This window comes from Sphingobium sp. S6, from assembly GCF_905120495.1.
GTDB classification, from domain to species: domain Bacteria; phylum Pseudomonadota; class Alphaproteobacteria; order Sphingomonadales; family Sphingomonadaceae; genus Sphingobium; species Sphingobium agri.
Genome location: NZ_CAJHOG010000001.1, coordinates 783,939 through 805,565 on the forward strand (window position 1 = coordinate 783,939; position 21,627 = coordinate 805,565).

General features: G+C 62.6%; 20 protein-coding genes and 1 tRNA gene. 7 read left to right on the forward strand and 14 right to left on the reverse strand.

Annotated elements, in window-relative coordinates; all coding sequences use genetic code 11:
- Window positions 1-4: 4 nt before the first annotated feature.
- A complete protein-coding gene (locus tag SPHS8_RS03945) occupies window positions 5-2,023 on the reverse strand; it encodes a putative bifunctional diguanylate cyclase/phosphodiesterase (protein ID WP_201514154.1) in 2,019 nt (672 codons plus the stop codon).
- A gap of 122 nt (window positions 2,024-2,145) precedes the next feature.
- Here SPHS8_RS03945 and moaA point away from each other — a divergent pair, with 122 nt between their 5' ends.
- The 5 genes from moaA (at window position 2,146) to SPHS8_RS03970 (ending at window position 6,198) form a co-directional block, all read left to right on the forward strand.
- Entirely contained in the window at window positions 2,146-3,159 is a 1,014-nt protein-coding gene (gene moaA, locus SPHS8_RS03950) for a GTP 3',8-cyclase MoaA (protein ID WP_201514156.1), read from the forward strand.
- Window positions 3,156-3,932: an NAD kinase gene (locus SPHS8_RS03955; RefSeq protein ID WP_201514157.1), complete on the forward strand. Its 777-nt coding sequence runs from the start codon at window positions 3,156-3,158 to the stop codon at window positions 3,930-3,932. The genes moaA and SPHS8_RS03955 overlap by 4 nt, the downstream gene beginning before the upstream one ends.
- Window positions 3,933-4,011: 79 nt before the next feature.
- A tRNA-Asn gene (locus SPHS8_RS03960) sits at window positions 4,012-4,086 on the forward strand.
- Between the two features lie 146 nt (window positions 4,087-4,232).
- On the forward strand, window positions 4,233-5,483 hold the full coding sequence (locus SPHS8_RS03965) for a tyrosine-type recombinase/integrase (RefSeq protein ID WP_201514158.1): 1,251 nt from the start codon (window positions 4,233-4,235) through the stop codon (window positions 5,481-5,483).
- Window positions 5,484-5,508: 25 nt separating this feature from the next.
- A complete protein-coding gene (locus tag SPHS8_RS03970) occupies window positions 5,509-6,198 on the forward strand; it encodes a hypothetical protein (RefSeq protein WP_201514159.1) in 690 nt (229 codons plus the stop codon).
- 244 nt (window positions 6,199-6,442) lie between these two features.
- Here SPHS8_RS03970 and SPHS8_RS03975 read toward each other — a convergent pair whose 3' ends face one another.
- The 3 genes from SPHS8_RS03975 to SPHS8_RS03985 form a co-directional block, all read right to left on the reverse strand.
- Window positions 6,443-7,258 (reverse strand): DNA adenine methylase, encoded by an 816-nt coding sequence (locus tag SPHS8_RS03975; protein WP_201514160.1) that lies wholly within the window; start codon window positions 7,256-7,258, stop codon window positions 6,443-6,445.
- Complete coding sequence (locus SPHS8_RS20645) at window positions 7,149-7,448, reverse strand: Com family DNA-binding transcriptional regulator (RefSeq protein ID WP_201514161.1); 300 nt, start codon at window positions 7,446-7,448, stop codon at window positions 7,149-7,151. The genes SPHS8_RS03975 and SPHS8_RS20645 overlap by 110 nt, the downstream gene beginning before the upstream one ends.
- A 626-nt stretch (window positions 7,449-8,074) precedes the next feature.
- Window positions 8,075-9,274 (reverse strand): tyrosine-type recombinase/integrase, encoded by a 1,200-nt coding sequence (locus SPHS8_RS03985; RefSeq protein ID WP_201514162.1) that lies wholly within the window; start codon window positions 9,272-9,274, stop codon window positions 8,075-8,077.
- A gap of 96 nt (window positions 9,275-9,370) precedes the next feature.
- Between SPHS8_RS03985 and SPHS8_RS03990 the strand changes: the two genes are divergently transcribed.
- Window positions 9,371-9,682 carry a PadR family transcriptional regulator gene (locus SPHS8_RS03990; RefSeq protein ID WP_201514163.1) on the forward strand — a complete coding sequence of 104 codons (312 nt, stop codon included), beginning with the start codon at window positions 9,371-9,373 and terminating at the stop codon, window positions 9,680-9,682.
- The gene (locus SPHS8_RS03995) at window positions 9,675-10,184 is read left to right on the forward strand and encodes a hypothetical protein (RefSeq protein ID WP_201514165.1); all 510 of its coding nucleotides are present in this window, start codon (window positions 9,675-9,677) and stop codon (window positions 10,182-10,184) included. Before SPHS8_RS03990 ends, SPHS8_RS03995 begins: the two co-directional genes overlap by 8 nt.
- Window positions 10,185-10,300: 116 nt before the next feature.
- Here SPHS8_RS03995 and SPHS8_RS20585 read toward each other — a convergent pair whose 3' ends face one another.
- From SPHS8_RS20585 to SPHS8_RS04040, 10 genes are all read right to left on the reverse strand, one after another.
- On the reverse strand, window positions 10,301-10,429 hold the full coding sequence (locus SPHS8_RS20585; RefSeq protein ID WP_268933189.1) for a hypothetical protein: 129 nt from the start codon (window positions 10,427-10,429) through the stop codon (window positions 10,301-10,303).
- Entirely contained in the window at window positions 10,426-11,001 is a 576-nt protein-coding gene (locus SPHS8_RS04000) for a glycoside hydrolase family 108 protein (RefSeq protein ID WP_201514166.1), read from the reverse strand. Before SPHS8_RS04000 ends, SPHS8_RS20585 begins: the two co-directional genes overlap by 4 nt.
- A gap of 6 nt (window positions 11,002-11,007) precedes the next feature.
- Entirely contained in the window at window positions 11,008-11,187 is a 180-nt protein-coding gene (locus tag SPHS8_RS04005; RefSeq protein WP_201514903.1) for a hypothetical protein, read from the reverse strand.
- A gap of 171 nt (window positions 11,188-11,358) precedes the next feature.
- On the reverse strand, window positions 11,359-12,054 hold the full coding sequence (locus tag SPHS8_RS04010) for a DUF4376 domain-containing protein (protein ID WP_201514167.1): 696 nt from the start codon (window positions 12,052-12,054) through the stop codon (window positions 11,359-11,361).
- Between the two features lie 15 nt (window positions 12,055-12,069).
- Window positions 12,070-12,783, reverse strand: coding sequence for a hypothetical protein (locus tag SPHS8_RS04015; protein WP_201514168.1), 714 nt, complete (start codon window positions 12,781-12,783; stop codon window positions 12,070-12,072).
- 299 nt (window positions 12,784-13,082) lie between these two features.
- Window positions 13,083-17,114, reverse strand: a complete 4,032-nt coding sequence (locus SPHS8_RS04020) for a phage tail protein (RefSeq protein WP_201514169.1) — start codon at window positions 17,112-17,114, stop codon at window positions 13,083-13,085.
- Window positions 17,111-17,530, reverse strand: a complete 420-nt coding sequence (locus SPHS8_RS04025) for a DUF6950 family protein (protein ID WP_201514170.1) — start codon at window positions 17,528-17,530, stop codon at window positions 17,111-17,113. The genes SPHS8_RS04020 and SPHS8_RS04025 overlap by 4 nt, the downstream gene beginning before the upstream one ends.
- A complete protein-coding gene (locus SPHS8_RS04030) occupies window positions 17,527-18,174 on the reverse strand; it encodes a hypothetical protein (RefSeq protein WP_201514171.1) in 648 nt (215 codons plus the stop codon). The genes SPHS8_RS04025 and SPHS8_RS04030 overlap by 4 nt, the downstream gene beginning before the upstream one ends.
- Before the next feature lie 9 nt (window positions 18,175-18,183).
- Complete coding sequence (locus SPHS8_RS04035) at window positions 18,184-18,777, reverse strand: hypothetical protein (protein WP_201514172.1); 594 nt, start codon at window positions 18,775-18,777, stop codon at window positions 18,184-18,186.
- Complete coding sequence (locus tag SPHS8_RS04040) at window positions 18,774-21,509, reverse strand: D-Ala-D-Ala carboxypeptidase family metallohydrolase (protein ID WP_201514174.1); 2,736 nt, start codon at window positions 21,507-21,509, stop codon at window positions 18,774-18,776. The genes SPHS8_RS04035 and SPHS8_RS04040 overlap by 4 nt, the downstream gene beginning before the upstream one ends.
- Between the last annotated feature and the right edge of the window lie 118 nt (window positions 21,510-21,627).

The window sequence follows — 21,627 nt, forward strand, 5'->3', positions numbered from 1 at the left end:
AGGTTCAACCCTTCAGGGCCATGGCAGCCAACTCGGCGGATGATACGCCCGCTGACCGCAAAAAGCCTTGGTAGAAGTCGCATCCTTCGCGCGCGAGAAGATCGAGTTGCTGTTGCGTTTCGACGCCCTCCGCAATGACGGACAGCCCCAGTGACTTGGCCATGTGGATGACGCCCCGGACCACGATCCTGTCCCGCGCCGTGCCAGCGATATCCTGAGCCAATCCACTGTCGATCTTGAGATAGTCGAGCGGCAGGCTCTTGAGATAGGCGAGGCTTGAGTAGCCGGTGCCGAAGTCATCGACCGCCACGGCAAGGCCCTCTGCACGAAGAGCCGTCAGCAGCGCCGATGCGGCAGCGACATTCTCGATAAGGCCGCTTTCGGTAATCTCGACCGTTAGCCGCGAACGCGGGAAGCCGCTGCCGTCAACCAGGCCAAGGAACTGCGGCATGAAGCCAGGCTGTGCGATGTCGGCGGCGGTCACGTTGATCGACAACCGCAAATGCGAAAGCGCCTGTGGCCAGGCAGCCGCCTGACGCAGGGCTTCCGCCTGAATGTGGGCGGACAGCGGCAGCATATAGTCCGATCGTTCGGCAGTGGCGAACAACATGCCCGCGCCGAGCGAGCCATATTGTGGATGGTTCCACCGCGCGAGCGCCTCCACGCCCGTCATATGATCACCACCGATCGGATATTGCGGCTGGAACACGATGCCGATCTCTTCCCGATCAAGGGCGAGGCGCAGGTCGGTTTCAAGTTGGTCGGCATCAACCTGGCGGCTGCGCTTTTCGGCTGAGAAAATGCGAATGCCCTCCCCGCCGCCCGCCCGCGCGTCGGCCAGCGCCGTACCCGCGCGGCGGAGCAGGCGTGTGGCATCATCGTCGGCGCGTGACTGCGCGATGCCGCACCGGGCGGTGAGGCGGATAAGGTGATCGCCTGCACTGAACGGGCGGCCGACCGCGCCGATCAGCTGGCGCGCGAGGAAGGTGGCGCGCTCGCTCGCGGCGGCGGCACCGGTAAGGCCGACGAGGAACTCCGTTCCGGCGATGCGGGCCACGACGGCACCGGGCGCTGCGTCAGCCGCCATGCGCTCGATACGCCGGGCGATGCGGCCAAGCAAGGCATCGCCGACTAGCTGACCATAAGCGGCGTTCATCCGATCGAACTGGCTGATGGAAAGGAGGAGGATGGTCGTGGCGAGACCCGATCGCTTCTCCAGCCATTCAAGGGCTGCTTGCCGGGAGCGAAGGCCGGTCAGGTCATCGCGGCCGGTTGCGTCGTCGCCATGCGTGTCAGAGAGCCATTCGACGTCGGCGGCGACCACCCCATCAATAAGGCGGAGGTGATGAACGAGACGATCGCCCGGCCGCCCAGGGGCAGCGTGCGCGAAGGATTCGGTCCGGCCCGACCGCATCATGCCGCGCAGGCCCGCAATCACCGACCGGCGTTCCGCACGGGGCAAGCAGCGGGCAAAACGCCCGGGGCTGATAACCTGCCGATCAAGGTTAAGATGTCGCGCAAGATTGTCGCTCAGTCGGACGACACGTCCACCCTTGTCCAATTCCCAAAATAGGGCATCGCCCCGCCTTATCCGCTGAGCGCGCTGGCTGGATGCCGTGCCGCCCCCCAGGCGATCGATCAGGCGCTGCGCCGACGCGAGTGTCGCGCGCATCTGGTCAGGCGCGTAGGGAGCCGTGAGGAAATGAGTGGCCCCCGCGTCCAGCAAAGCTGTGACAGACCCGAGCGCGCTTTCATCGATCAGCACGATAATCGCGCCGCCACCAGCCTCGACAGCGGGCGCCAGTGCTTCAATCAACGTTTCACCATCTTCTGCGGAGCCACGGGCATCAATGAGGGCAATCTGCGCGTCGCTGTGCAGGAAACGCTGGGCTGCGTCCTTCAATCGCCGCGCCGCAATGGCGCGCCAACCCGCCAGCGCCGCCGCGCGAGACAATCCGTCCCTGTCGCCTGGCGACAGGATGAAAAGGCTGCGCTGGCCATGCAGTGCGGTTTCACCGCTCACATCGAAACTCCCGGACTACAGCGCATGTCGAGGCATGTAGCAGACAGGCGTTAGCGACCTGTTCATGACCCTGCAACCGGCAGTGCTTGCACCGGACTTTGCCATGGCTTAGCTAGTTGAGCATGAACAAGCCCGATCTTCGGCGCACGGGCCTGACCGATGCGTTGGGCCGCCGGATCAGCTATTTGCGGATTTCGGTCACGGATAGATGCGACCTGCGCTGCCGATATTGCATGGCGGAGCGCATGACCTTCCTGCCCAAGGACCAGGTGCTGACGCTGGAAGAGATCGCGCTGCTTGCCGACCTCTTCATAGCGCGCGGCGTGCGCAAGATAAGGCTGACCGGCGGCGAGCCGCTGGTACGGCGGGACATTGTCGATCTGGTGCGGCGGATTGGCCGCCACCTTGGCGAAGACCTGGACGAACTGACGCTGACGACCAACGGCACACGGCTGGCGCAGCATGCCGAAGCGCTTTTCGATGCGGGCGTCCGGCGGATCAACGTCAGCCTCGACAGCCGCGATCCGGAGCGGTTCGCTCATGTCACCCGCAATGGCGACATTCGGCCGGTGATCGAGGGGCTGGCCGCGGCGAAGGCGGCGGGTCTCGCGGTCAAGATCAACATGGTCGCCTTGAAGGGCATCAACGAAGACGAAATCCTGCCGATGCTCCAATGGTGCGATCGCGAGGGGTTCGACCTGACATTGATCGAGACGATGCCGTTGGGCGAAACAGGCGAGGATCGCACGGATCATTACCTGCCCCTGACCCAAGTGGTCGAGCAATTGAGACTGCATCATGAACTGGTGCCGATCGCGCATCGCACGGGCGGGCCTTCCCGTTATCACGCGGTCGAAGGGATGGGCGTGAGACTGGGGCTGATAACGCCGCTCACCAACAACTTTTGTGCGGATTGCAACCGCATGCGCATGACCTGCGAAGGAAAGATATTCATGTGCCTGGGGCATGAGGATCATGTGGATCTCAAGACCGCATTCCGCGAGGGCGGCGTCGATGCGGTTCAGCCGCTGATCGACCGCGCCCTGCGGCTGAAGCCTGCCAGCCATGATTTCCGGATCGGCGGCAACGCGCCTGCCGCCGCAGTCAATCGCCATATGAGTGTGACCGGCGGATGAGCGAGGAGCCACGGCGCGCTCTGCTCGCCTCCCCTACCCAGTCCGCCAAGGCAGCCGAGGAGCGGCTTCGCGCAGCGTATGACTTCGTGCCTGTCGAGCAAGCGAATATGATCATCGCGCTGGGTGGCGACGGGTTCATGCTGCAAACCCTGCACTCCATGTTGGAAAGCCGCCGGATCATGCCCGTGTTCGGGATGAATTTGGGAACAGTCGGATTCCTGATGAACGAGTGGCGGCTGGAACGGCTGGAGCAGCGGATCGAGGCGGCCAAGCTCTTCAAGGTGAACCCGCTACGCATGACTGTCGATACGGTCGATGGAGAGCGTTTTTCGATCCCCGCCATCAACGAAGTGTCTCTGCTGCGCGAGACGCGCCAGACGGCGAAGCTGGAAGTCCATGTGAATGGGCGGACGGCGCTTACCGAACTGGTGTGCGATGGTGTGCTGGTGGCGACGCCCGCCGGATCGACGGCCTATAATCTCTCTGCCCATGGCCCTATCCTTCCGTTGGGATCGGGTCTGGTGGCATTGACGCCGATCAGCCCCTTTCGTCCCCGCCGCTGGCGTGGCGCCATCCTGCCGGAAAGCACGGCAATCCGCTTTACGGTGCTTGATCCGGTCAAGCGTCCAGTGAGCGCCGTGGCGGATCAGCGGGAAGTCCGTGACGTTGCGGAGGTCGAGGTGCAGATCGATCGGGGCACGCCGCTGACCCTGCTTTTCGACCCTGAACATACGCTGGATGACCGGATCGCGGCAGAACAATTCATTGCCTGAAAAAATTCGCAAATCTGCCCTTGCCATCTCAAGAATCTCGCTGCTATAGGCGCGGCCTGCCCAGCGAGAGCCGGGCTGCTCCCCGATAGCTCAGCGGTAGAGCATTCGACTGTTAATCGAATGGCCGTAGGTTCGAATCCTACTCGGGGAGCCAACTCTTCCTCTCTGGCAAGATCAGCCAGGATCAAAACCCTTGCAATCACTGGCCTTTCTGCTCACGCATCGTCTCATGCGAGATCAAAGAAGGTCATCTAAGCGCCCCCATTTCGGGGGCACCTGCGGGGGCAGCGGGGGCATCGGGTGTTAACGGACGTTCGCTGTCGCACAGCCAAGCCAAAGGAGAAGCCCTACAAGCTCTCCGACGCTCATGGTCTCTATCTCTACGTCATGCCATCGGGCGCGCGCTCCTGGCGACTGAAATATCGATTCGGGGGCAAGGAGCATCGGCTCACCTTCGGAACGTATCCGGACATGACGCTGGTCGAAGCGCGCGAGGCACGCGAGGCTGCGCGCAAGCTGCTGCGCGACGGAACCAATCCCAAGGTCGATCGAAAGCAGAAGGCTGCCGTAGCAGCGATCGCGAATGGCAACACCTTCGAGGCGATCGCGCGGGAATGGCACGCGCAGCAGGAGAAGATCCGCGCGCAACGCTATGCCGGGCAGATCCTCGACAGGTTGGAGGCGGACGTGTTCCCGGCGATCGGGACGCTTCCCATCACGGCGATCACGCCGGCGCTGGTGTTGACGGTCATTCGGGCCGTGGAAGCGCGGGGCGCGATCGAAATGGCGCACCGAGTGCGGCAGCACATTTCCTCGATCTTCGTCTTCGCGATCGGAGCGGGCTGGGCGGAAACCAATCCAGCCGGCACCATCCAGCCGGTGCTGGAGCCGCGGCGCAAGACACTTCGGCCCGCAGTCCTCAAGATAGATCCGGCGCGGAAGGTGTTGAGGGACGTGGAGGCGCAGGAAGAAGCCTACGTCGTGACGAAGCTGGCATCGCGGCTCCTCGCCCTCACCGTCGTTCGGCCTGGCGTGCTGCGCGTCGCGGCGCCGAAGGAATTCGAGGACTTGGATGGCAAAAACCCGGTCTGGCGGATACCGGCCGCGAAGATGAAGCTGACGCGGGAGCGGAAGCAGGACGCCAGCTACGAGTTCGTCGTTCCGCTCAGCTCGCAGGCCGTGGACACGGTCAAAGCGGCTATGAAACTGGCCGGTGCGAAACCCCTGCTCTTCCCGAGCGTACGATATGTCGATCGGCCGATCACGGACAGCACACTGAGCAAGCTCTATCGAGCAGCCGGCTATGCAGGTCGACACGTTCCGCATGGCTGGCGCGCCACCTTCTCGACGGTCATGAACGAACTGGCTGGTCGAGAGAATCGTGTTGGCGATCGCGAGATCATCGACCTCATGCTCGCGCACATCCAGGACGGGGTGGAAGCAGCCTACAATCGCGCCGCCTACATGCCGCGCCGGCGCGAGCTGGCGCAGGAATGGGCGGACATGCTCATGAAGGGAATGCCTCCCGCCGAAGCGCTGCTAGCCGACTAGCCGCCCTCACGCGGGAGGTGCGCGCATGACGGCTCGCAGCTTTGGCACGATCGCCGGCAACTTCGCATCCCGCCGCGACCCCGACCGCAAGCGGACGCCACGCCGCAATAGCTACGACATCGACGACCAACGGTCGCAGGTGTTCAAGCCGGTCCGCGATGGCTGGGATTGGGTCGGGTCCGTCATGCAGGCGTTCGACGAGCTGCTGCATCACCAGCGTACGACACGGTACAAAGAGAACGATCGGCTCCAGGACGGCGATCGCCGCATCCTCTGGAATTTCCTGAAGCTGATCGATTTCAGGACCGGGCAGCTGGATCCCAGCTACCAGGAGATCGCAGACAGATCCGGCTGCCATCGTGCGACGGCCGTCGAGGCGTGCAAGCGCTTCGCCAAGTGGCTGGGCCTCCGCTGGGTCCGGCGCACCATCAAAGCAGAGACCGCCGGCCGGGCCGGACCGCAGCGCGAGCAGATCAGCAATGCCTTCTACTTCGACCTCGCCTCTGCGCCCCGTAAGGTGTGGCAGGCGTTCAAGGCCGCAGTGAAGCGACGCGCCGTCAAAAAGCACGGCAAGGCGCCCCAACAGCTTCAGAAGGCCCGCAAAAGGCCCGATTCCCCTGAACTTCTAGCCAGTCTCGACGCTCTCGAAGAGGGGGTGTCTCGAAGGGAGAGCGCTAGTCGGAAGTCCCGACACTATCCCGGTGTAGAAGTTTAAGAGGGAAAGGACTGGCTACGCCAGGCGTCGATTAGCGGGACATTTCACCAACATAGCGGCCGCATGGCACCGTCACTCTCCCGACGCACCGTCGGGGGCCGGAGCCGCTTGCGCGTCTCCGGGGGCTTCCCAGGCGGAGCCCCAGGTGAGGATCGCCCTCCCCTCCCAGCTGGTGCGTGGGGATATGCAGCAGGGCGGCGTTTTATGCATAGAGCGCCCGCGATAATGCGGGCGCTCCATCCGATCAGGCGAGCGGCACGTTGCTGATGATAAGTTCGCCCGCCTTCTTCCCCCGGCCGCGCGCGGCCGTCGCCACCGAATAGGTGGTCTCCACTTCAGACATGGCGAAGCCCGCAAAACATTCGCGTACCCCCGGCGTGTCATTGATCGAGAGAATGAATTTCCCCGCGAGCCCTTGCAGCTGGGCGGCCAGGCGGTCGAAATCCTCCCGGCAAAAAACGCCGCGGCCGTAATCCTCTTCGCAGTCCCAATAAGGCGGGTCGAGATAGAAGAGCATGCCCGGGCGATCGTAGCGCCGAAGGAAATCACCGTACGGCAGTCGCTCGATGACGACCGGCTGAAGCCGGTCGCGGATCGCCATCAGCGTGGCGCGGAGCTGCGCCAGATTGAACCGCGCCGATGTGCTGGTGCTCACGCCGAAATTACGGCCGACGATCTTGCCGCCGAACGCCAGGCGCTGGAGATAGAGGAAGCGGGCCGCGCGCTCGATGTCGGTCAGCGTCGCCGGATCCACCGCGCGCAACCGCTCGAACTCTTCGCGGCCGGCCAGCAGCCATTCCATCTCATCGACGAAAGCCTGGTAGTGCCGGCGCACGACCCGGAACAGCGTGGTCACATCGCCCGAGATGTCGTTGATCGCCTCAAACCTCGGCCGGGCGGCGCGCCGGAAGAATATGCCGCCCATGCCGACGAATGGCTCGCCATAGCCGTCATGCTCGGTCGCTTCGATGATGGCGCAGATCCGGCGCGCCAGGTTGCGCTTGCCGCCCAGGTAGCCGGCTGCCGGAGAAACAGGAGAAACTTTGTCGAGGGACATCATGCTTGCCTTCTTCAGCCGCTCGATCGGCGGTCGGGTTCGGGCTCGCTGGCCTCAGACAATTGAAGGTGCCGCATCGGCGGCACTTGATCTCGATGATGCCGGCGATCGCTGCCGGCTCGGCCTTGAAAAGGAGGGCGCTGCAGGACGCGCAGCAAATCGAAACGGGGACAGAATGAGTTGACGAACGCACGAAATTTCGCTCCTAGACCCCCGCCCGTTGCGCGGGTGCGGGGCGGCCAGTCGGCCAGCTGTGTCGTGGCGAGGTAGTGCTCGTCGGTTTCCCGGGTGGCAGCCCGGTAACCCCCGCTCCCGGCGCTGTACGAGGAGGAGCGAAGCAGTTCGAATGTGTATGATAGATTGGTGTGGATTTACTTGGCAGGCGTTTGCCACTCTGAGTACCGGTGCAATGGCCGTCGGATCAGCGATCTACGTAGGGATGAGGCAGATCAAGATCGCACGAACTCAGGCTGAAACTGCTCAGATGACGTTGAGAGAGAAGCTCTTCGATAGGCGGTTCGAACTGTATGCCGATATGGACAAGGCGTTTTCGGCTGAGTTGAAGGGTGAGGCTAACGCATTTGCTGTCACACCTGAACGGAGCAGGATCGTGCTGTCGTCGAAATTCTTGTTTCCGTTTAGCGTACGCACCACGCTGGGGCCGGCATTGGATCAGGTCAGGGCCCTCCGTGCCGCAAGGAACGAAACAATACCTGGCGAGACAGATCAGGCTCGCCAGGAGCGCATAACGGCGGCGAGAGACATATTGAGCGAACGCTATGAGACATTCGCGTCAAGGATGGGCGAGTATATGAAGCTCTACGATGCGGCTGCCGATGAAGAGGCCGATAGCAGCCCCGCCCAGTCCAAGAATATCTGGCGTCGTTTGTGGAGCAAAGTGGCTCGGTTATAGGCGCTCTCGCTGTCGCTTTCGCCCTTCAGCGTGTGCGCTAAAGCCATGTCGATTATTGCCCGTTGCTCGGGGAATCTCTCGTTAAGGATTGTCGAGAAGGTGGCGCGCCATCCATGCGGAACATGGCGACCGGCATAGCCGGCGCGAGAGTAGAGCGCGCCGATCGCCGCGGGCCGGATCGGAAACACCGTGGAAGAACGGGTATTATTCCCGATCTCGCGCACCTGGCGCAGGACGGCCACCGCCTCGGCCGAGAGCGGCACAATGTGATCGTTGGCCGCATCCGCCTTGCGGGCCTTCTTCAGCTTCATGCGGGCGGCCGGGATCCGCCAGAGCGGCGCGCTGCCGTCCAGCTGCTCGAACTCGTCCCAGGTCGCGCCGATTAGCGCCCCCATCCGGACAGCCGTCAGCGCCAGGAAGCGCGACGCCAGGCGCACGATCGGCGGACCGCCCGCGCGGTCGCAAGCGGCCAGCAGCTCGCGCGCCTCGGCAAGGTCGATCAGCGCCGGTTGTCGGCGTGCCGGCGGCGCGGGCCGCAAGGCCTTCCCGACGATCGCGGCTGGATCCTGATCAACGATTCCCTCTGCGATCGCAAAGGCGAACACCGCAGAGATCCGCTGCCGGATCCGGCGCGCGGTTTCCATTGAGCCGCGGCGCTCCACATCCCGGAGCACCTGAAGGACTGCCGGCGCAGTGATCGCGCCGATCGGCAGCGGACCGATATCCGAAAACACGTCGCGCACCAGGCTGTCCAGGACGTCGGCGGCGTGCCGCTCGGTCCAGCGCTCCAGCTGGAGGGCGTGCCACTGCCGGGCGACCGCTTCGAAGGTGTGCACCTGGCGCGCCGTGCGCGCCGTTCCCGAAGGATCGAAGCCTTGTGAAATCAGCGCTCTAGCCTCTTCCGCTCGATCGCGTGCCTCGAGCAGCTGCAGATCGGGCCACTGGCCCAGGCAGAGCAGCTTTTCCCTTCCTTCGATCCGATATTTCAGGCGCCAGCTGCGCAATCCACCTGGAGTGACGAACAGGAAGAGGCCCCGCTCGTCGAACATCTTATAGGCACGCGATCGCGGCCGCGCGGCTTTCACCGCAGCGTTGCTGAGAGGCATAACTCATCCTTGGATTATCGAAGAAATTGTCTGCGGCTGATCACTTTGACATCTACAATGTAGACGTCTACATCGTATAGTGATAGGAGCACTGGCATGATTGGCAAATTCGAGGAATCCGTGCTGCTCGCTGTGATGCAGGCGGGAGAGCAAGCTCTTCCGAGCGAAATTCATGCCCGGCTCGAAGGGGTAAGTGGCGGTAAGCCGCCGGCGTTCGGTGCAGTTTATACCACCTTGGGAAGAATGGCTGCGAAGGGGTTGGTGGAAGAGGCGACTAAGCTTGACGAAGCACAGCGCAAGCGCCGGTGCTTCACCATCAGCGGTGCGGGTCGCCGCGCACTGACAGAGTCGATGCAGCAGATTCGCGCTTTGGGAGGCTTTGCATTGGCGGGAGGTGGATATGCCTGATGATGCGGAAAAGCTGGCCCGCTCCCATCAGGCGCCAGGAGACGGTACTTCATGGGCGCAGGCTAGGTCATTCGCCAGCCGCCAGATTCATGTTGAAGTTTCTGAGTTTGCTCGCTTCCAGGACTTTGTCAGTGAGACCCATACCGAGATCGAACAGGCACTGGAACGAAGCCTGGGCGAGATGAATGCGAAACAGCTGCGGGTCATCTACCGCGAGGCACTTCTCAAAGCCTGGTATCTTAACCGGGGTGTGACGCAAAATCCGCCCGTTCAGTACCGGGCGTCCCTTTTGCTAGATATGCTTGTTCCGGCGAACCGGGCAGAGGACATGCAAGCAAATCTCTCCGAACTATTCCCCCGCTGGGTGGAGAGGCATGGCACCAGGCGGGCTCGCTGGATCTGCAGGATTCAGGTTGTGCTCCTGATCGGCGGGACGTGGTGGGAGAAAGCAATCGTGACTGCAGAAAGATTGCTGAAGGTTTTCCGTCTGATCGGGTCATAACCACCGGGCTTGGGGATAGGTGACGGACAACCCCTCCGTTGCGCGCGTCTAACAAATGGCGGTTTCGCGCCATTTTCCCGGTGTCGGGAAAATGGGCGATACCCCACCCGATACCCCTACTCTGCGGGCCCTGCGGATGCCTTTTCGGGCTTCCCCTTAGTCAGCCTCTCCACAGCCTTTTGGGCAAGGGCAGCGCCGATGACACGGCCCAGCCAGGACGCGATTTTGCCGATGCGGATCTTCATAGACACTTCTCCTTTGAAACATTGCTAATGCGGTGATTGACCCAGCCCCGGTGGAAGACCTTCAGCTTGGGATTGACGCGGACCAGACGGTCATATTCTGCTCGCTGGAGGCCATCCATGCGGGGCAGCATCGCCTGACACAGCAGCGTCCGCTGGCACCGGGCGTAGCCCGCCACAGTGGCTGGGCCGACCTGCCCATCCACCTTCAGCTTCAGCGCAGGGCAAAGCTCGTTGAGCGACTGCTGCAACCACCGGGACGGTCGCGCTGGCCCCATGTTGACCGTCGTATCGAAGAGCTCCTCGGTGACGGCCGCATCGAGCGAGATCAGCGGTTCGTAGCCAGGCTTCACCAGATAGCTCTGGTAGTAGATGTTCTCCGCCACATTGCGCGGCAGGGCCCGCATGTGTCCTGTATAGCCATTCTCCACAGCGACGCGCTTGGTGATCCCCATATTGGTCTCGCCACCCGGGTCGTTGGGATGGTTGACGTAGCCGCCTTCCACCTGGATCACGGCCGCAATCATCCCCAGCGCCGCGCTGCCGAGCGCGGCAACGATCTTGCCCTTGCTCATGATGTGTCAGTCCTTCCGGCCGGTCAGACGCTTGCAGGTTTCCGTTTCCCAGATCCGGATCAGCGTCCAGATGATGGTCATCAGCGCCGCGATCGACGGCAGCACATTGGCAAGGGTGCCGACCATCACGCCGATGGAGAGCCCATCGGCCGCATGCTTCAGCCCTTCATTTTCGATGATGTTCATGGGATCTCCGTTCCCGCTCCACAGCCCGGCGGATGGGCAAAGAAAAAGCGGCCCTGGAGCCGCTGTAGTGTCGCTGTCGAACCTGCCGTCCGACGTCAGGTCATGGTCAAAAAGCGGGTTAGGACTTCATCCCCTGGCGCTCTGTTGTACGATTGGCGCGCAGAGCATGGATTATGCCTGAATTTCTTCCGCGGCTTCTGGTCCGCCCACGGCGGGCCACTCCTCATCGACAGGAATCACGGCAAGATCGGCGAGCGTCGATGCCGCCATCACCATGGCGTCCAAGTCGTTCTTACGTCGCTGGCAGGCATCCACTCGGGCGACGATAGCCATGCCCACCGCGATCATCTGCGCAGCGTTGAGCGTAGCAATGCTGTTGTCTGCAAGCCGCCAATCCACGGAGAAATCTTCGCCCTGCACGAAGGCGGCCATCGCCGCCCCAGCTATCAGTCGCTGGCTGTCAGGCCCGCTATCGAAAAAGCCGATACCGTCGACATACTGCCCAGCATTCTGCGCTCGATCCCGCGCCGCCTTGATCAGCATCGATGTGACCGCCGACGACACCTGAAGCTCCGTCTGCGCGGGCGTCAGCACGGTCCCGCCGGCAAAGGGACCACCTTCCGCGACAAGGGCGCTTGCCGCCGCCTGCATCGGGTCCGCCGGGTCGAAGATCGCGCCGGTCGGGATCGGATAGCGGTCCTGCCAGTGGATCGCCTTGCTGGTCGGATCGCGGTAGCTGTTGATCAGCATGACCGGGCCTCCCGCCTTGTCCACCTCGATCGCCATGATGGAGTGGAAGGTCAGCGCCGCGCCGTTCGGAGCGGTGACCTCAGACAGGATTGAATAGGGGGTGGATGGGAAATCCATTTGGAGCGACCTTTTTCAGAAGTTGGTGACGTCACAAACGATCAGATTATATTCTCGCCGGTCTATGTGCGCGGTGGTGATGTAGTTTGATCCATAGCCCGAGCTATGCAGCAGGTTCGCGCTGCTAAGGACATTGCTGGCGATGTTGACGCCCATGCAGAACAATTCATATCCCTGTCCGGAACCTTCGTTCCAAACATAATTGGCCGTCATTGAGCAGAGGACGCAATATGCCCTTCCCGATGTCAGGGTTGCGCCAGGAAGGTTAGCGTTGCCGTAGCTTGCGCCACCCGGATCGCCGGGGCCGATAGTCGGTGTCCCATACTTTCCGGCGAGAACGGAGGCGACCTTGAGGTATTTGTTGCCGCCCGCAAATGTCAGGCCCGAAGATGCGTTAAGAACCTTGATCCCGTAACCGCTCGCACCCGTGGTCGCCCTGCCGAAAACGTATATCGTGATGCTGCGGTTCGCGCCTCCGATCACCCCGACACGGAAAGTCCATGTGGAGCCGCTCTTTGAAACCCCGTCGAAATAGGCGAAGTCTGAGCTGCACGAAAAGCCCACCACAGGCGTATCGCTGGACGTTACATCGAATGTTGCAACGCGCTGCCCGAAGCCGTTGTCGGCAGTCGTTACCGTCTGCTTGGATATAAGGACGAGATTGTAATAGGTTTCGTCGATCTGGGTCGATCCGGTCGCGCTGTTGAGCGCCTTGAGGCCAAAGGCCATTCACTTGACCCCATACATGATCGTGACGGACATTCGGTTTCCGGACAAAATTCCAGATTCGAATGACCATGACAGGGTATTGCCCGACCTTGTAACGATCGGCGGGGCCAATGAGCTGAATTGATACGCCAGAGGGACGATTTCGAAGAACGGCGCGCCCTGGTCGCTCCAACCGCTTACATTCGTGCTGCCATTGCTCGTCCCGGTCGTCACCTGACCGAGATAGCGCCCCGCGTTGTCCGTGCTGTCCAACTGCAAAGCGCCCGAGGCGTCCCATACTCTGGTTCCGAATGCCATAGCTACAGGTCCAGATTGCCGACTTGCGTCCGCAGCACGTTGCTCGTGTCAAACACCTTTATGGCGTTATCCCGTATCTCCATCCGCGCGCCTGTCGTCGCCGTGCGCAGAACGCCAATGGTCGCCGTGATCGCCGAAAGCTGGGTGACACTGACCTTCGCTGCTGTGACGGCGCCTGCACCCAGCTTGTCGGTTATGACCGAACCTGCTCCGAGGTGCTGGGCAAGAACATTGCCATCAATGATCAGCTCGCCAGCCGCCATGCGGGTGACAGACATATTGGAGACGATGACATTGCCGCCAGCGCTGTCGGCGTGAGAGCCGTAGTAAATCTGGAACTGGATGCCGACCGCATTGGCTGGGATCGTGTAGGTTCCGCTAACGTCATAGGCTATAGCCTGTGCCGGGTTGGCTACGATGCCTCCGATCTGGGTGCCGGCCGAAGTGCCGTCCTGAAGCAGAATGCGGCCATACAGGCCAACATTGCCTGCTGGATTGCCTGCGGACCGCCAAACGGTGCATTTGACGCGGTATGTTTCACCCGGATTGACCGGCAGATAATATTTAGAGTCTGCGGATCCCCAGCCCGCCATCCGCACGCCAGCTTCGCCGGTTCCACTGCCTTTGATGATCCTGATGCCGTAACCTACGGAACCGCGATACAGCTGGACGGAGTAACCTGTGGGCCCGTAGTCGCCCCATCCGTCCAGCGTATCGAAGTTGCTGTTCGGGATTATGTTCGACCCGGAGCCGATCGCGAGCTTCTCGATCGTGGCGGCCTTCGCCACAAGCTCGCGCGTACCGATCGCTGCGGCGGCGACTTTGCCAGCGATCACGCTGTCCGCGCCCAAATGCTCCGCAAGCACCGCGCCCTCTACGATCAGGCTTGCGTCCGCCGCCTTCTGCAAACGAATTGCGGAGATCGACAGGTTTCCGGTCGCAGCCCAAGCGTCGCCGTTATAGATCGCGATGCGATAATAGATGCAATTGGCCGGGAAGGTGAACTTGGTAGATTTTATCTCGCCAGCATTGGGCGTGCCCGGTGCAAAATCGACCTGAGCTTGGCCGATAATCGTCAGGGGATCGCCGCCATAAAACCAGACGGCGCATCTGAGGATCGTTCCCGTGCCGTTCGTCGGCGTGGAGTTCCGACCATGAGCGCGAAGCCAGAAGGTCTCACCCTGGCTGTCGCATTTCTGAAGGCTCGTGCCTATGTGGATGCGTTCGGTCTGCGGCCCCGCCATGTTGATCGACCGGGGAACTGACATCGCAACAGACGCCCAACCTGTCTCATTCAGGTAGGCCCACGCGCTCTGCTGATCGACCCGGTAATTCCAATAGGACAAGTCCTCGAAAAACGGGTCAGCACACATGTTGTTGGGAATGATCGACATCTTCGATGCGATGACCGCGCCGGCAGCCAGATGCGGCGTCTGGATCGAGTTGTCGTCGATCTGCGTGCTGGTGATTTTGCCCGTGACTTCATCGGCTTGAACGGTCGCGACATAGGCCGAGCCGTTCCACCGATAGAGCTTGCCGGAATAGAAGATCGTGTTTGTGGATTTGGTGATCGGTAGGCTGCCGCCCGTCACGATGGTGACAGGTTCAATGCCAGCGGCGAACTTCGCGGTCGTCAGCGTCGCATTGTCGATGTCCGCGCCGCTGATCGCTGCCGTCCAAGCGCCGCCCTTGTAGCGGTAGAGCTTCCCATCGCTTTCCCGATAGACCAACCGGCCTTCGAACAGATCGATCGTTGGCAGGGTTGAGGCGACAATCTGGTAGCCCGCCCTGATCTTTGTCAGCTGAAACTCGGCCGTCACTGTCTTGCCGCCATAGACGGCCGTCAGCGTCAGTTTCGCCGTGTCCCCGGGCATGGCGGTGACGCGGTAATAGCCCTTGGGCTGACCGGCGACGGGGCTGGCTGTTGTGGTGTTGACCGTGCCAGTGCAGCCCGTTGCCGTGGCCGATAATGCGGCCGATGCAGTGACGTCGACACCGCCTGACACAACCTTGACCATGCCGCTAGCATTGGAGAAGTCGGTGACGACGCCGTTCTCATAAGCCCAGAGAGTCACGGTGGGACGCGATAGGGTAATGCCAGGGGCAGCGGCTCCGGCTGCCACGTCGCCTAGCTGATCTTCGAGTTCAGTGATCTTACCTGCGCCCGTCGAGACGTTTGCAAAGATCGTGAAGTTGCCGAGTGTGGGTCCTACCCGATAGCCGATACGGACATCATAGGCCGTCGCGCTTTCAAGCGGTGCGATCGTATGGCTGACGGGCCCAACGGCGGACAAGATGGCCGAGCTGACCCATGGCTCTGTCCCAGATTTGCGGTAGTCGATGACGACCGCATCGGCAGAAGGCATCTCGCTCGCGCCGGTCACCAGCAGGGCCGGCAAACCTTCACCCGAGGTTGCGCCCGACACGTTCCAGTTCAACGCCAGTGGCGCGGCAGGCTTCAGGTCCGGCGCGGTCAGGCTGAACGGTGCTGGCGGTGTGGTGGTCTGCCCCAGCGCATAGGCATGCTTGGAATAGGTTTCCGTCTCGCCTGCGAACGACACCTTGCCGGTCGCCGGATCTGGCGCGCGCCGGGTGATGAGCACCGGCTGATTGACCAGTCCTTCCTCGGGCACATTGAGATAGACGACATCGCCCGTCTTCAGCCCAATCCATTCGGGCCCGGTCGTCCAGGTGAAGGGTCCAGCCTCACGGCTGTTGACGATCGCATAGGCGGCGAGCTGGCCGGGCTGCGTAGCTTCCTCTCCGGAGAACACCTGCACCAGCGGGAAGTCGATTTCTTTGGTCCGCTGGCCACCGTCAGCCGTGACATAGACTGGCTCGCTAACTGCGGTACCGCTGATGACGGCCCAATCGCTATCCTCATCGACGAAACGCGGAATGACGGTGTTGTATCGATCGCGACGGCTCTTGGTCGCAGAGATGCTCAGACCGTCCAGCAGGTGTCTGCTCTCGATCGTCGCGATAGCGGTCCGGGGCGTTGATACCAGGCAACCGATCATCGCGCCGGTTTGCGTCGGGATGGCGCCGCCAGCCTGAAGGATGCGCTTCAGCGTGTTCCATTTGGTGTCGGTGGTCCATTCGACGCCGCCGACCTTCCAGCCGTTCGCATCGCAGACATTGGCGCACTCGACGAATTCCGCCACCCGGATGTTGGCGATCGGCGCACCGACGCCGCAGATGCGCTTGCCGTTCTGCCAGCGGCCGAGGGCCCAGGTAAGCGCGTGCAGGCCGGGATTGTCGGACCACTCATAGGTAGCCTCGTTCAGCGCCCGGTGAGAACCGGAACCGCCGGGATAGGTGCTGTCCTTGCGTGGGTCGTAGACTTTGACCCATTTCCCCGTCCAGGCCGGTTCCGGGGCGCCAGCGCCATACAGCTCGCCGTCCGTATCAAAACGCAGCGCCCATTGCGCATGCGCGATACCGCTCAGCTTGTGGTTCGCGCCCCATTCCGGGAAAGGCTTGCCGCCAAATTGCAGCGCCAGCGCCGTACTGGGCGAATTGCCGAGCGAAAGATCCTGCGCCATGTAGCGGTAGAAGCGACCATTGGCGTCGCCATTCGGAGCGAACGTCACAAGCTCGTTGTCGGCCGTGAACTTCTCGATCGAATGGATCGGGCCGGCGATCGATAGCAGCGCGACGAACGCGAGGATGTCATCCTTCGACTGCTGCTTGAACCCGTCATAGGTGCGCGCATAGGCACGAAGGCCAGACATGCGCGTGCGACCAATTGCGTAAGGCAGGCCGCTCTGCGGATTGGTCTGAAAGGTTGTGGGGCTCCCCTCGGCGGAGAAGCCGGGAGCTGTCGCCTGCGCTGCGACGGACAGCACCCCTGCGGCAAGGCTGCCATAGGTGCCGATCGCCGTCAGGGTGGCCGCTGAAATGCCCGCGATGCCGCCGGCGCTGGCTGCTGTCGTTGCCGTTGCCGCCACAGCAGGTGCCGCCATGCCAGCAGTGGCAGCGATCAGCGCGACCGCACCCACAACCATACCAACGGTACGGAGCGCCTTGCTCATAGGACACTCCAGGCGCGCAGGATCTTGTTCGGTGCCATCGTCACCAGGCCTGGGTGATCCTCATGGAAGCAAAAGATGTTGCCGTTGCCCGCGTAGAGGCCGATCGCGCCGATCGCGCTGTCGCCCTCGATCTCCGCGAGATCGCCTAGCAGCATGCGAGAATAGGGAATCGGGGTGAGGCCAATGCCGTCCGCCATTTCCGAAAGCGCGGAATAACCCAGGCGCTTCAGCGCTCGAGTAGCGCCGAGTGGCGTTGAGTACGCCCCCGCCTTGCTGATGCTGATCTTGTGCCCCAGCTTCTTCAGGTGGAACGCTGCGACCTTTGCGCAGTCCACCTTGCCCCATTGGAACGGCTTGTCGCGGTAGCGAGCCATGGTCGCCTCGATCGCGGTGTGGCGGCGCTCGAGCGGGGTCATATGCGAAGCCCCGATTGTGCCTTCTGCGCGGCACCAAACCATCCAGCAAGGCCGCTCTTCTGACCGTTCCCCTGTGGCGGCCGCGCGCCCCAGTAGAGGTTCACGTCCGTTCCGTTCATGTGCTCGAGCCCAAGATCGCCAGGCCAAATTGACTGATGCCAGCCGTTGCTGGCGCGCTGGCCCTCCTCCACCTCGAACATGCGCTCGAAGACGCTGACGATAGTATATTCGACCTTCCGCGCGCCCTGCTGATCCAGGACGATCGTCGGCACGTCGATCTCGCCCAGGAACAGGATCTCGGGGATGCCGATCACAAGTCCGGAGATTGGATCGACCGCGCCCACCATCAGCGTGGCGCGGCTGCCCTGCATGTTGGGATGCGACAGCGTAGCGGCGGCGGTCACGTCCGGCGGATACAATCCCACTGTGACTTCGGGCGCGCTATCCCCGATCTCTTCGCCCAGCTCGGACATTTCGGCGATCGTGCCGAACGTCGGATCCTTGCCGACATAGGTCTCGCCGCCGATGACGAGGTTGGCCGAGCCATCAACCAGGCGCAGCGTGTAGCCGGGCAGTTCGATCTTGAGCGCGCCAAAGAGCAGCACCGCCGGCTGCGCCAGCGCTGCTTTTAATGCTGGATCCACGGAATGTTCCTATGCGGCTTCGCTGATGGTGAAGTCTGGGAGTTGCACCCAGGGGCCGAGCAGGACGTCCCACTCGAAACTGGCATCGAGCCAGCCTTCGATTTTGGGTGCGGCGATCTCAACCACGTCATCGGTCGCCAGGGCTACACGCAGCATGGGCCAGATCGCGGCGGTCATCGTGCCAGAGCCGCTTGCGACCGCGTCGGCCGAGAAAATGTGGACATGCCGGCGTCCGCCTCGGATGATCGAGAGGAACTGGCCTGCCCTGACAGCATACGCGGCGGTCAGCCCCTTTAGCGGCAACGCTGTGCCCGCGCTCACAGCCGCCGAAACCTTGGGCGCTCCGGGATTGCCGATCGCTATGTCCTGCGGGATCGGCATGATGACGCCGTCTTCCGAACCGCGCGACAGCGCGCTCGTCCAGGTTCGCGCCACTTCCGCGCGCATCAGGGGCATTGAAACCTGCAAGGCCCACCGCGTGCCGAGGCGGTTGATGCGCTGGCTTGGGCCACCCAGGAAGGGCCGCAATATGGATCCAAAGGATTGCACCATCGGCCGCGCACTGCGCACGGCGGGGCTGCTTGGCAGGAGGATGGAGCTCATCGCAGTTGCCGCCTTGCCCGCTGGCTCATGGTAGAAGTGGCTTTGCCGGTGGCGAGGCCGACGATCGCCGGTGCCGAGCTGGCGGCAACCTGCGCAGCCACATTGCCGGAGATCTGCGTCACGATCGCCTGGAACATCTCATTGCTGGCCACCTCGACCCGGACGATGCCGGGCTGGGCAGCAGCTGCGCGCTCCGCGGAAAGCACGCTCGGTACGCTGGCTGCAGCAGCCGATGTCAGCCTGCCCGCACGAAGTGCTTCCAGCGTATCGACGCCGATCCGGGCGGTCGCGTCCGCATCGAACACGAACTCATTTCCGTGAACGAAACCGGCAATCGACTTGCGTCCAATGTTGCCTGTCCAGCCACCGCTCGAGAAGCCCCTAAGGTTCTGATAGTCGATCTGGGATTCGAGAGCGGCGACGTTGTTGCTGGCGGTGGTCAGCGAACTGGACAGCGGATTGCCGAATGCGACGCCCGCGAAACGCAGGACCGATCCCAGGATGCCACCAGAGCCGCCACCTAACATGGCCTGCTTGATCTGCAGGCGGATCATGTCCGCAATCATCTGATTAAAGAAGTCTCCGGCGACCCCCTTCAGCTTGATGAAGCGGGTGGCGCTTTCCGCGAGTTCGTCGTTCATGTTCTCAAAGAACCGGACCTGCGCGCTCTGGAGCTCATCGTCGAAGTCGAAGTCGGCGAGCTCCTGCCGGTATCGGTCCATCGGACTGGCGTTCTGCTGCTCGACCAGCTGGCGCTTGATCGCCGTGTTGCGATCCTGGCGGCTGAGTTCGTCGGCAAGCATGGCCCGCCTCGATGGATCCTGTTCGCCGGCAAGTTGCCGCTCCAGCGCTACTCTGGCCTGTCGGCTCTCGATCTCCAACAGCTCGAGCGCAATGCGCCGGCGCTCCTTTGTGGTGCCGGCAAGCTGGCCCTGCAGTTGCAGCAGCTCGGCCTGGCCGTCCAGCTGCGCGAGCTCCGCGTCCATCGCCTGCTGTCGGAGCGCGATCTGCTCCTTTTCGGTGATCGCCGCCTTCTCGGCGTCGGCATTCTGCTGCGCCTGCAGCTTGACCGCGTCCGCCAGCTCCTGCGACCACTTGCCGAGCGCGACACCCTTCTCGGCCGCGCGCACGATATCGGCCTGCGCCAGGTCAACCTGCTGCCGCTCGTTGGCAGCGATATCGCTGATTGTGACGAGGCGGCGCTGTTCGATGTTGAGCCGGTCATTCTGGACGCGGCTCAGCAGCGACGCATATTCGTCCTGATTCCGGGTTTGGGTGTTCTCGGCGCTCTGCTGCGACCGAGCAATTTGCTCAGAATTTCGACGGGTTTTGCTGAAGCCGACGTGGAAATGGTTGTCGTGCTTCTTGTCGCCTGGACCGAGCAGCTCCTCGATCCTGATGCCCTGCTCTGCAAGGTATGCGCGGATTTCGTCTTTCGAAACCGCTCCCATGCCGCCCGCAGGCACAAAGTCCACCGCCTGGTCACGAAGGTGGCGGGAATTGGCGACACCGCCCACTTTTGCGTTGCGGGCAGCCGATCGACTGCCGCTGTACGAGCCGCCGAAACGGCGCTGCAGCATTTCACCCACCTCAGTGGGCGTAACGCGGCCATTGCGTACGTCAGTTTCGCTGCGCCGCTCAGCTGCCTGCCGGTCCTGCTCGGATTTGAAGGCACTGGTGCGTTGACGCTCGATCCCAGCAAGGGTTTTGCCGATGCTGGCAGTCAGTTCGTCATTGCCGCGGGCTGCGGCGCGCGCCGCATCAGCCATCTTGTCGTACTGAAGGTTTATGGCGGCGATAGGATCGACCGCAGCCTTGGCTTCGTCGTTAGCGATGGTGATGCGGGCATCACGCACGCCCTGTTGAGCTTCCGACACGGATCGCTTGAGATTGGCAACCTTCGCCTCGGCAGCGCGAACGCGGTCCTCTGCCACCTGGGCCGCCACGACATTCGCTTGCGCGCCTTCGGGCGTGTCCAGGGCGCTGGGCTTGAGCACGCGCTCCTGCGCCTTTGCTGCGGCAGTGCGCGCGTTCGCCAGCTCCCGCTCAGCTTTCGTCAGATCCTGGAGGCGTTTCGCTTGGTTATCGAGTGACGTCTGGAGATTGTTCTGATTGATCTGGCGCTGGCTCTGCAGGCCGCGCTCCATCTCCTCGTTCAGCTTGCGCTGCGCTTCGATCTGGCCTTCCAACGTCCGGGTGAACGCGTCATGGGCTTGGCGCGCGAGCTCCGCTTCCGAAGCGTCCTTCTTGAGCTTTTCGATCGCGTCGCCAAGAGCGTCATTGCCCTCGAGCAATTTGGCAACCCACGGGGTGAGCGCGACCAGGCCAGCGGTGAAGGCGATGCCCCAGGGGCCGCCCAGCAAACCGATCAGGCCCTTGGACTCGCCGCTGATCATGCTGATGGCCTGGATGACCTGACCGGACTGCTGCGCAAAGATGATGGAGGCGGAAGTGCCCGCCGCATATTGCGTTGCCACGTCGCCAAGCTGGAAAGACAGCTGCTGATACCCGGCCCTCGCCTCGCCGCTGACGGCGACGGTCCGGCGCTGGGCAGCGCCTGCAGTGCCGAGCTGGCGCTCGACCAGGCCGAGAACCTGCGCCTGCTCGCGCAAGGCCGAAGCCTCTTTCTCGGCATTGACTGCGGCGGTAGCGGCGGCGACGGCATAGGCGCGCGTCGCGGCGGTACCGCCTTCGGTCGACGCGTCCGCGCGCTGAGCCGCCTCGGCGAGCAACCGAAGCGATGTAGCCTTTGCGGTCGCTGCAGCAGCTGCATCCCGCGTGGCGTTCGCATCGAGGATCTGTGCGGCCGCTGCGCCGGTCGGCGCGTTGGCAACTTCCCGGGCAGCGTCG

Coding starts and splice junctions, on each gene's coding strand:
- moaA (WP_201514156.1), top strand. CDS start 2,146: ATGAACAAGCCCGATCTTCGGCGCACGGGCCTGACCGATGCGTTGGGC.
- SPHS8_RS03955 (WP_201514157.1), top strand. CDS start 3,156: ATGAGCGAGGAGCCACGGCGCGCTCTGCTCGCCTCCCCTACCCAGTCC.
- SPHS8_RS03970 (WP_201514159.1), top strand. CDS start 5,509: ATGACGGCTCGCAGCTTTGGCACGATCGCCGGCAACTTCGCATCCCGC.
- SPHS8_RS03975 (WP_201514160.1), bottom strand. CDS start 7,258: ATGATGTCCCTCGACAAAGTTTCTCCTGTTTCTCCGGCAGCCGGCTAC.
- SPHS8_RS03985 (WP_201514162.1), bottom strand. CDS start 9,274: ATGCCTCTCAGCAACGCTGCGGTGAAAGCCGCGCGGCCGCGATCGCGT.
- SPHS8_RS03990 (WP_201514163.1), top strand. CDS start 9,371: ATGATTGGCAAATTCGAGGAATCCGTGCTGCTCGCTGTGATGCAGGCG.
- SPHS8_RS03995 (WP_201514165.1), top strand. CDS start 9,675: ATGCCTGATGATGCGGAAAAGCTGGCCCGCTCCCATCAGGCGCCAGGA.
- SPHS8_RS20585 (WP_268933189.1), bottom strand. CDS start 10,429: ATGAAGATCCGCATCGGCAAAATCGCGTCCTGGCTGGGCCGTGTCATC.
- SPHS8_RS04000 (WP_201514166.1), bottom strand. CDS start 11,001: ATGAGCAAGGGCAAGATCGTTGCCGCGCTCGGCAGCGCGGCGCTGGGG.
- SPHS8_RS04005 (WP_201514903.1), bottom strand. CDS start 11,187: ATGAACATCATCGAAAATGAAGGGCTGAAGCATGCGGCCGATGGGCTC.
- SPHS8_RS04010 (WP_201514167.1), bottom strand. CDS start 12,054: ATGGATTTCCCATCCACCCCCTATTCAATCCTGTCTGAGGTCACCGCT.
- SPHS8_RS04015 (WP_201514168.1), bottom strand. CDS start 12,783: ATGGCCTTTGGCCTCAAGGCGCTCAACAGCGCGACCGGATCGACCCAG.
- SPHS8_RS04020 (WP_201514169.1), bottom strand. CDS start 17,114: ATGAGCAAGGCGCTCCGTACCGTTGGTATGGTTGTGGGTGCGGTCGCG.
- SPHS8_RS04025 (WP_201514170.1), bottom strand. CDS start 17,530: ATGACCCCGCTCGAGCGCCGCCACACCGCGATCGAGGCGACCATGGCT.
- SPHS8_RS04035 (WP_201514172.1), bottom strand. CDS start 18,777: ATGAGCTCCATCCTCCTGCCAAGCAGCCCCGCCGTGCGCAGTGCGCGG.